This is a genomic window from Spongiactinospora gelatinilytica (assembly GCF_003236385.1).
GTDB lineage: Bacteria > Actinomycetota > Actinomycetes > Streptosporangiales > Streptosporangiaceae > Spongiactinospora > Spongiactinospora gelatinilytica.
Map to the genome: position 1 here is coordinate 1 of NZ_POUA01000307.1, position 9452 is coordinate 9452.

The 9452-nt window shown below is 68.3% G+C and carries 7 protein-coding genes; 4 read left to right on the forward strand and 3 right to left on the reverse strand.

Annotation, left to right across the window (positions count from 1 at the left end):
• Nucleotides 1-185: 185 nt before the first annotated feature.
• Together C1I98_RS29340 and C1I98_RS29345 are read right to left on the reverse strand one after the other, a co-directional pair.
• Entirely contained in the window at nucleotides 186-1127 is a 942-nt protein-coding gene (locus C1I98_RS29340; RefSeq protein WP_111170639.1) for a carbohydrate kinase family protein, read from the reverse strand.
• A 25-nt stretch (nucleotides 1128-1152) separates the two neighbouring features.
• Nucleotides 1153-2253: a hypothetical protein gene (locus tag C1I98_RS29345; RefSeq protein ID WP_233508290.1), complete on the reverse strand. Its 1101-nt coding sequence runs from the start codon at nucleotides 2251-2253 to the stop codon at nucleotides 1153-1155.
• Nucleotides 2254-2674: 421 nt separating this feature from the next.
• Between C1I98_RS29345 and C1I98_RS29350 the strand changes: the two genes are divergently transcribed.
• The 3 genes from C1I98_RS29350 (at nucleotide 2675) to hisS (ending at nucleotide 7760) form a co-directional block, all read left to right on the forward strand.
• Nucleotides 2675-5770 carry an AfsR/SARP family transcriptional regulator gene (locus C1I98_RS29350; protein WP_233508291.1) on the forward strand — a complete coding sequence of 1032 codons (3096 nt, stop codon included), beginning with the start codon at nucleotides 2675-2677 and terminating at the stop codon, nucleotides 5768-5770.
• Nucleotides 5771-5928: 158 nt separating this feature from the next.
• On the forward strand, nucleotides 5929-6141 hold the full coding sequence (locus C1I98_RS29355) for a hypothetical protein (RefSeq protein ID WP_111170642.1): 213 nt from the start codon (nucleotides 5929-5931) through the stop codon (nucleotides 6139-6141).
• A 311-nt stretch (nucleotides 6142-6452) separates the two neighbouring features.
• A complete protein-coding gene (gene hisS / locus C1I98_RS29360; protein ID WP_111170643.1) occupies nucleotides 6453-7760 on the forward strand; it encodes a histidine--tRNA ligase in 1308 nt (435 codons plus the stop codon).
• A gap of 12 nt (nucleotides 7761-7772) precedes the next feature.
• Here the strand turns inward: hisS and C1I98_RS29365 are convergent, their stop codons facing one another.
• The gene (locus C1I98_RS29365) at nucleotides 7773-8615 is read right to left on the reverse strand and encodes an AraC family transcriptional regulator (RefSeq protein ID WP_111170644.1); all 843 of its coding nucleotides are present in this window, start codon (nucleotides 8613-8615) and stop codon (nucleotides 7773-7775) included.
• Nucleotides 8616-8681: 66 nt separating this feature from the next.
• Between C1I98_RS29365 and C1I98_RS29370 the strand changes: the two genes are divergently transcribed.
• On the forward strand, nucleotides 8682-9452 hold a 771-nt coding region (locus C1I98_RS29370), incomplete at its 3' end, for an alpha/beta fold hydrolase (protein WP_111170645.1).

Here is a 9452-nt window from a genome sequence, read left to right on the forward strand (position 1 = left end):
GCCCACCACGATCGCCACGTCCACCAGCAGCGCCAGCACCGCCGCCGCCAGCCCATGGAGCAGGCACCGAACGCGGTCACCGAGAGCCATAGATCCTCCTTCGGGGCAGGGTCGGCCGTTGCCCCCACCGGACCATTACCGGTGAGTTACCGGACCGAGACTTTCCGTAGTTTTGGTACCCCGATTCACGGCTCTTGCACGTCCCATCGGCCGATCGTCGCGGTCACCGGATGGCACTCGCCCAGCCGGGCGAGTTCGGGCTCGGTGAGCGAGACCGCGCCGGGGAAGGTGTCGCCGATCTTCCAGCCCGCGTGCAGTACGGCCTGGCGGAGCGCCGTCACCGGGTTGCCGGTGGCGAGCCAGCCGTGCAGGAACGAGGCGAACAGCGCGTCCCCCGCGCCGGACGTGCTCACCACCCCGCGCGGCGCGACCGCGGCCACCTCGATCAGGCGTCCGTCCCGCAGCCCCATCAGGCACCCGTCGCCGCCCGCACCCACCGCGGCGACCTCGCAGCCCGGGTAGCGCTCGAAGACCTGCGCCACCCAGCTTCGCGGCGAGCAGGGCAGCCGTTCGTGACTGCAGAAGATGATGTCGGCGACCTCCAGCCATGGCCGGTTGTAGGTGTCGTTCACGTCGCTGATCAGGTGGACGTCCACGGCGATGGGCACCCCCGCGGACCAGGCGTGCCACAGCAGCGGCCGGACGAACGCGGTGTTGGTCAGCACCGCGAGGTCGGCGCCCTGGACGGCGCGCTTGAAGACGTCGATCGGGTACTGGAGCATGTTGACGGCGGCGACGTACGGCTGGCCGCAGCGCCGGCCGTCCGGGGCGACGAGCACGACCCCCAGCGACGAACTCGGCGCCTGGATCACCCCGTCCCCGAGCAGGTCGCGCGCCCGCAGCGAGGCATTGATCGCCTCGCCCGCGACGTCGGTCCCCACGAACGTGCACAGGCTGGTGTCGTCACCGAGCGTGCGCATGGTGTCGGCGATGTGGCACGCGGCCCCCGACACCTCGGCGCGCGTCCAGGCCGGGAACCGCTGCGGGGTGTACGTGACGGGGAACTCCGCCACGGGCACCGCCATGTAGAGGCTGGTGACACCAGCCACGACGACTCTGTTGGTCATCTTTCCTCTTTCCTCCGGGCTCGAGTCAGTCGGTGTGCGTGAGGAATGGGACGGGAACGGGTTCGGCCCGCGGGATCGACGGCGGCTGCGGAAGCCGCATCAGGCGGTAGAGCAGCTTGCGCATGTTCCGGTCGAACCGGCCGGGAGCCGAGGTCACCCGGGCCGTCACGTCCGCGTACCGCTGCGAGTGGTGGCTCGCCGCGACCTCGCCGAGCTGAGCGGCCAGCGGCCGGTCGAACCGCAACCTGGGCGCGGTGGCGGCGAGCAGCCCGCCGGCCGAGTCCGGATCGACGTCGTCCTCCGTGCCATCGACCAGCAGTACCGGGGCCCCGGCCGCCGCGCCGTACACGGTGACCGACCCGTGGTCCCCCACGACGTGGTCGGCCGCGACCAGCGCCCCGAGCCACTCCGCCTCCGGCGGGACCAGCGCGAGGCCGTCTCGCACGGACTCGGTCAGCCAGCCGCGGACCTGCCACACCCCGTGCCCGAACCAGATGTTCGGGTGCAGCAGTGCAGCCACCCGGTAGCGTTCCTTGGGCAGTTCGGCCAGAACCCAGCGGAGCAACTCCGCCTGCCGGCCGAACAGCGACCGCTGCCCCCAGGTTGAGGCGACCACCACGAGCTCGCGGTCGTCATCGACCCCGAGGGCCCGGCGGTAGGCGGGCCGCTCAGCGGCGCTGGCGACCAGCCTGTCGTACACCGGATCGCCGATGACCTCGGCCACCGGAATGGCCTCCGGGCAACTCCTCGCCAGCCGTTTCAGCTCGGCCTCGTGCGTGAGCACGATCGCCGCGGGAAGGACCATCCCGTCCCTGACGAGCTCTTGGGCGCTGAGGCCGTAAGTGCCCCGACAGGCCACCGCGCCGCCGCCCAGCCGGCGGCTCACCCGTTTGTTGTAGCCGGCGCCGTGCGGAAGGACGACGAGCGGCGAATGAATCCTTTCTATCCCCCCGTAGGCGGCGGAGATCGCCAGATCGAAGTTGTGCCTGACGGCGATGTGCCAGGGCAACACCGCGCCGCCGAGCCTGCCGAGCAGTTCGGCGACCCCGTTGCCGAACACGTCAGGGCCGTTCGTGAACACCACCTGGATCCGCAGATCGGCGGCGAGCAGGTGGGCAACGTCCATCAGACGCTGCCCGGAGGTAACCGTGTGTACGATCATGAGTGCGGTCCGCCTGCTGCGGCGGGTCACCCACCGCTGTGCATCGGGCCCGACCGGCACGTGGAACCCCTCAGTACAGGACATCGCGCTTTCTAACTCCCCTTCACCATGGCGCGGGCGCACTGCGCGCCGTATCCCCCGGCCGTGTGTGGTCCCCGTCGTCACGGCCTGTTTCGAGCGTGCGCCGCAAGCCTGAACGAAACCTTGCAGCAACCGTGATGCGGCCCTGGAGACGGCCTGGCGGAAGTGGCGGGATGTCGCGACCTGGCATCGATCACAGAAGCGTTGTGGACCGTTACCAAAAAACGCGAGAAGCTATCGGGAAGTGGGGCATTTACCTGCCGGAAGGACACTCGTGGAGTTCCGAATACTCGGCTCCGTGGAGATGTGGGCCGATGGGCAGATGTGCGAGCTCGGCACGACCAAAGCACGGTACGTGCTGGCGGTATTGCTTCTCAACCCCGGCCGACTGGTATTAATCGAAAAGATTATCGATCGGGTTTGGGGTGAGGCGCCTCCGGCCAAGCCGCCCGCAAGTGTACATGTCTATATCGCCAGGCTGCGCGCCAAGATCGGTGACGACCAGGCGATACTCACGCGCTCCGGAGGCTACGTCCTCAATGTCGACCCCGAGCGCATCGACCTGTACCGATTTCGCATGCTGAACGAACGAGCACGGGTCCTCGCACAGCAGGGGAACACGGCGGAGGCGCTGCGCCTGTGCAACGAAGCCGAGGCATTGTGGCGCGGCGAGCCGCTTTCCGGCCTTTCCGGGGAATGGATTACGAGCGTTCGCACCGACCTGGAAAACGAACATCGGTCGGCCATCAAAACACGTTTGGGGCTGGAGCTCGACGCGGGCCACCACACCGAAGTGGTGAGCGAGCTGTACCGGATGGTCGATCAGTACCCCTACGACGAGGCATTCGCCGAGCAATTGATGATCGCCCTGTATCGCTGCGGCCGCCAGGGCGACGCGCTGAAAACGTATCACCAGGCGCGACACCGTTTGGGCGAACAGCACGGCACGGACCCCTGGCCTTCGCTGCACCGCGCCTATGAGCGCATTCTGCACGGCGACCCCAAACTTGCACCCCCGCAGACCCGGCGGTCCGCACCCAGTGCGCCGCTCACCGGCAACCTGCCACGGGACGTAGCCGACTTCACCGGCCGCGAGACGGAACTCGGACACCTGCACGAAGTGGTGGAATCCGGCCCGACGGCCGTGACGATCGAGGCCATCGACGGGATGCCCGGGATCGGGAAGACCGCGCTGGCCGTGCACGTCGCGCGCACGCTGGCGGACCGGTACGGGGACGGGCAGTGGTACCTGTCACTCGGCGCCCACGACCCGAACCGCCCACCGCTCGACCCCGCCGAAGGACTCGCCATTCTGCTGCGCAACATCGGGGAGGACCCGGCCCGCATCCCCGAGGGCCTGGAGGGACGGGCCGCCCTGTGGCGGGCGCGTCTCACCAACCGGCGGATGCTCATCGTGCTCGACGACGCGGCCGACGCCGACCAGGTCCGCCCGTTCCTCCCCGGCACGCCCGGCTGCCTCGTCCTGATCACGAGCCGTAGCCGGCTCGCCGGGCTTGAGGGCATTCGCCCGCTGTCGCTGGAAGTGCCCGCACCGCACGACGCGGCGTTGTTGTTCCGCCGCATCGTGGGCCCTGATCGTGATCTTGCCGCACCGGACGTCAACACCCTCGTACGCCTGTGCGGGCATCTCCCGCTCGCCGTGACGATCATGGCGACAAGGCTCCGCCACCGCCCGGCTCGCGCCGTCGGCGACCTGGTCGCCAGGCTGTCGCGAGTCGAGGACCGGCTGGCCGAGATGCACGCCGGTGACATCAGCGTCAACCGCACGTTCGAGCTGTCGTACCGCGAACTGAGCCGCCCAAGGCAGCGCGCCTTCCGCCGGCTCAGCCTGCACATCGGCACGGACTTCACGGCCGAGGCGGCAGCGGCCATGGTCGGCTGCGACCTCCGTACGGCGGAGCACAGCCTGGAGGAGCTGATCGATCGCCATCTCGTCCTGGAGCCTCACTCGGGCCGGATGAGATTTCATGACCTGCTCCGGGAGTACGCCAGAAACCGTGCGCAGGAGGAGGAATCGGCAGGTGAGCGACGCCGGGTGATCCACCGCTTGCTCGATTACTACGTGAACACCGCCGACCAGGCCGACCGCGCCCTCTACCCCCATCGCCGTCGTACTCCGGTCTGGGTGGCCCACACCCCCGCTGACCCGCCGCACGTCAGCGACCCGCGCCCGGCCGCCGAGTGGCTGCGCGCCGAGCACCACAACCTGCTGGCCTGCGCTTACTTCGCGGCGGAACACGGCTTCCCGTTCCACACCGTCCACCTCTCACTCATGCTGGCCACCCACCTGGAACGGTCGGCGCTCTGGACGGACGCCGGGAAACTGCACGAGACCGCCCGCCGCCTGTGCCAGGAGGCCGGCGACCGGCACGCCCTGGCCCGCGTGGACCTGGAACTGAGCCTGGTCGCCTGCCGCACCGGCCGCTATCAGACCGCCATGCGGCACGCCTTGAACAGCCTCAACACCTTCCGGAACCTCGGGGACCGGCGAGGAGAGGCCGACATACTCGATCATCTGGCCCGGGTCTCCTGGCTGTCAGGACACAGTCATCGCGCACTTTCGTACGCCGAGGAGGCTCTAGCGATCTTCCGGGCCACCGGAGACCGCTATGGGGAGGGAAACGCACTCCTGCACCGAGGAATCGCCCTGTCCTATCTCGGACGCACAGAAGAGGCCGAGACCGACTTCCGAAGGTCGCTTGACATCATCCACACCTCCAACGACAGCGGTACCATGGCAATGATCCTCAACAATCTTGGGGACCTCCAGTTCGACCGCGGCAACCACGACAAGGCGCTCGCACTCTACAGAGAATCACTCGCCGCGCTTCGCGCCGCCGGATGGCGGCAGAATGAGGGTGTGGCGTTGATCAACGTGGCGAATGTGCTGCGCAGCAGGGGGAGCCTTTCCGAGGCCCTGCACATGTACCGGGAGGCGCTGTCCATTCACCGGCAGACCGGCGACCTCCGTCATGCGACAGAAGCCACGACAGGCATCGGAAAGACGTATTTACTGTCAAACCAGACAGCAGAGGCGCTGAGTCATTTCCAGAAGGCCCTTACCGTGGCCCAGGAGATCGGCGACCCGTACGAGCAGATCCGGGCGCTTCAGGGCATCGGCGAGTGGCGGCTACGCAACCAGGAGCACGAACTCGCGCGCACTACCTACGCAGAGGCCCTGGCCATCGCCCAAGAGGTGGATGACCCGCGCCTTGCTGCGGGCTGCCTCCAAGGACTCGGAGAAGCAGTGGCCGGCACCCAGGGCCGAGAACACGCGATGCCTTACTGGTCTTCCGCCCTGGCGCTCTATGAGCGGCTCGGCGCACCGGAGGCGGCGGTGCTACGCGCCTATCTGGACACGCTGGACTGGAAGGGATAGAACGCGACATCTCCTTATTTAGCGCTCTATTAGTGACACTCCACGTTGCTCACCTTCGGACCGTTATGGTGCTAGTATGATCCTCTCGTCTGACGCTAGCTTGTTGTGATGTAGCGCCATGTCCGGAATTTCACCTTATGTGCAGAATGGATTGAGCTATGCGCATCGTCAGAAAAGTTCTGATCACCACCGCCTTGACCACCACACTCGCGTCGGGAACCATTGCTGGGCTCCCGGCCCAGGCGGAGACGGTTGCGACCGAGAAGAGGGTGGTCGCCGCCGGACCGGAATTGATCATGATGGGTCAGTCCGCGGGAGGTGGCGCAATCATGATGGGCCAGGCCGAGTGGAAGCGCATCGTGATGGGCTGAAGCCCGCGTGGCGATTCCCACGGGCATTAAGGTCACCACTCCGGCTGGCGGGTGGTGGCCCTTTTTCTGTTCTTGACCCGGCCCTGTCAAGTGCTTTGGCAAACTGGCGGGGGCGGCCGTCCGCCGCTTCCCGGCGCCCAGACGACGTCCAGATCCGGAAGCCTGGAGCTTCACGATGCCAGGTGATCCGGCCCGGTAGCATCACAAGGCCGCCTGGTGGCATGCCGTGCGCTGGAGCGGCCCACCGGTCGAGCGCCGCCTTGCCGGTACACATCGAGACGTACATCAGGCACGTCAGGCGAGGAGTTGACATGGCGTCGCAGCAGTTCGAGCCGCCGTCTGGCACCCGGGACTTCCTGGCCGCCGACCTCAGAGTGCGGGATCACGTGTTTTCAGTGATCCGGGAGGTGTTCGAGCGATATGGGTTCGAGCCGCTACAGACGCCCGCGTTCGAGCGGTTGGAGACCCTGACCGGCAAGTACGGTGACGAGAACGACAAGCTCATTTTCAAGATCCTCCGGCGGGGTGAGCACGAGGCGAGCGGGGAGGCCGACCTCGCTCTTCGTTACGACATGACGGTTCCGCTGGCGCGGGTCGTCGCGGCGTACGGGTCGCAGCTTCCGACTCCATACAAACGGTTCGCGATGGGACCGGTGTGGCGGGCCGACCGTCCGGGGAAGGGGCGGTTCCGGGAGTTCGCGCAGTGTGATGTGGATGTGGTGGGGTCGGCCTCGCCGTTGGCCGACGCCGAGGTGGTCTGCGCGGTGGCCGATGCGCTGGACGCGACCGGGGTGGGCGACTTCCGGGTGCTGGTGAACTCCCGGCGGGCCCTGACCGGCCTGCTGGAGGTGTACGGCGTGGCGGCCGAGGTCGGTGGCGGTGTGCTGATCACGCTGGACAAACTGGACAAGCTGGCGCCCGGCGACGTGGTCAGGGAACTGGTCGACGCGCGTTCCCTGGACACCCTGACCGCCGAGGCCCTGGTCGGCGATCTGACCGCCGAAGACGCCGTCGAGCGGATGCGGACCGTCCTGAAGGACAGCGAGGAGGGTCGTGCCGGGCTGGCGGAGATCGACCGGCTGCTCGACCTGGCCGGGCCCACCGTGGGCGTCGGCCGGATCGCGTTCACGCCGAGCCTGGTCCGGGGCCTGGACTACTACACCGGCGTGATCTTCGAGGTGGTCGCGGCGGGAATGCCGGGCTCGATCGCCAGCGGTGGCCGGTACGACCGCCTGATCGCGGCTCTCGGCGGGCCGGACGTGCCCGCGTGCGGCGGCTCGCTCGGGGTGGAGCGGATCATCGGACTGCTGAGCAATGCGGAGGAGGAAAGCCGCCGGATCGACGTCGCGGTCACCGTCATGGACCAGGATTCGCTCGCGGAGGTGATGGCCTTCACGAGCGGGCTGCGGAGTGCGGGCCTGCGCAGCGAGGTCTATCTGGGGTCCAGCCGGAAGCTGGCCAAGCAGTTGAAGTGGGCGGCCGACCGGCGAGCCCGCTACGCGCTCATCTACGGGCAGCAGGAACGGGCCGAGGGCATGGTCACGGTCCGGGACATGGACTCCGGGGAGCAGAATCAGGTCCCCGTCGATCAACTTGCCTCTCACCTGCGAGGACGGTGACCTGCGCGGTCATCATCGGGGCCGGGTTTCGCGGTCGGGCCAGGCGATGTCATCGACCGCCAGGAACGGCTCGCCGGCCACGGTCGCCGGGGTGGCCCCGGCGAAGGCCAGTACGTCCCGGTGCATGTGAGGCTGGTCGGCATAGCCCGCCTCCGCCGCGACCCGGGCGGCGTCCTCGCCCGCGGCCAGGCGGTGGACGGCATGGTCGAAGCGGACGAGCTTGGCGGCCCGCTTGGGCGGCAGACCGATCTGCGCCCGGAAGCGGGACCACAGCCGCTTACGGCTCCACCCCACCTCGGCCGCGAGTCCGTCCACCCTGGCCAGGCCCCCACTGCCGGTGATGCGGTGCCAGGCAAAGGCCACCTCCGGGTCCACCGGCGGCCCCGCTTCGTACCGGCGGGCGAGCAGCGCGTCCAGTAGGGCGAAACGGTCATCCCAGGAGGAGATGTCGCTCAGCCGTTCCCGGATCTCGGAGACCTCCCGGCCCCACAGGTCGTCCAGGGAGACCACGGCACCGTCCAGTTCGGCCGGGGAGACGCCCAGCACCGCACGGGCGATCTGTGGGGGCAGGCGCACCTGCACGCACTCGATGTTCTCGCCGCGCGCCCACACCGCGCCGCCTGAGCCGATGCCAGGACCTGCGGCGATGCTCCCTCGCTGCCGCCCGGCGGCGTAGTCCACGACGGGCGTGCCGCCACCGAATTCCAAGATTATTGTCACCGCCGGGTGCGGGACCATCCGGAGGGCGTCGAGATCACGGACCCGGAACCCGGCCATGCCGACCCCGCCCACCCGGCTGGGCCGCCGCGGGCACGCGACCCCCCACACCGCCGTACCGTGCACGAACGTCCGCACGGCCCCATGCTATGTGAGGAACATTCGTTCAAGACGGGGGTGCGTACCAGCGGAGACAGTGACCTCATGACCGAATCCACGATCATGCCATTGGACGACGGCGACATCCACGTGTCGCAGGATGGTCCCCGCGACGCCCCTGCGCTGCTCCTCCTTCACGGGTCCGCATCATCGACCCGCTCATGGGACGCGATGGTCCCGTTGCTGACCGAATCCCACCATGTCATCCGGATCGACCTGCTGGGACACGGCCGTTCAGGCAAACCGGCCGACCGCAGCTACGCGCTCCCAGACCAGGCACATCGGATCGGCGTGGTACTGGACCGGCTCGGCGTCGAGCATGCCACCGTTGTGGGCCACTCCAGCGGCGGCGCGGCCGCCACCGCCTTCGCCGAGCAGCGCCCCAAACTGGTGAACGCGCTCGTACTCATCAACACCGGCCCCCACCTTGGCGCCTACATCGCACGCGCCGGCGGCATCTCCGCCACGCAGTGGCCGCCGTCGGACGATCAGCTACGCGAGTTCGCGAGCACTGGTTTCAGCCGGCCGGGCTACCAGATTTCGCAGCAGCTCCTGAACGAGGTACGCCACATGACGTACCACACCCTCACCGCGACCATGCAGGCAACGACCGAGTACCTGACCCAACAGGCACTCCCGGACCGACTGGCCGCCCTCGGCAAGCCCCTCCTCGTGATCTTCGGCGAGGACGACCGTAGATGGCGTTCCACATCCGCCGCCGACTACCGCATCGTCCCGGGAGCGAAGGTCGAAATGCTCCCCGGCCTCGGCCACTCCCCCATCCTCGAAGACCCCCCGAGAACCGCCGCTCCCCTC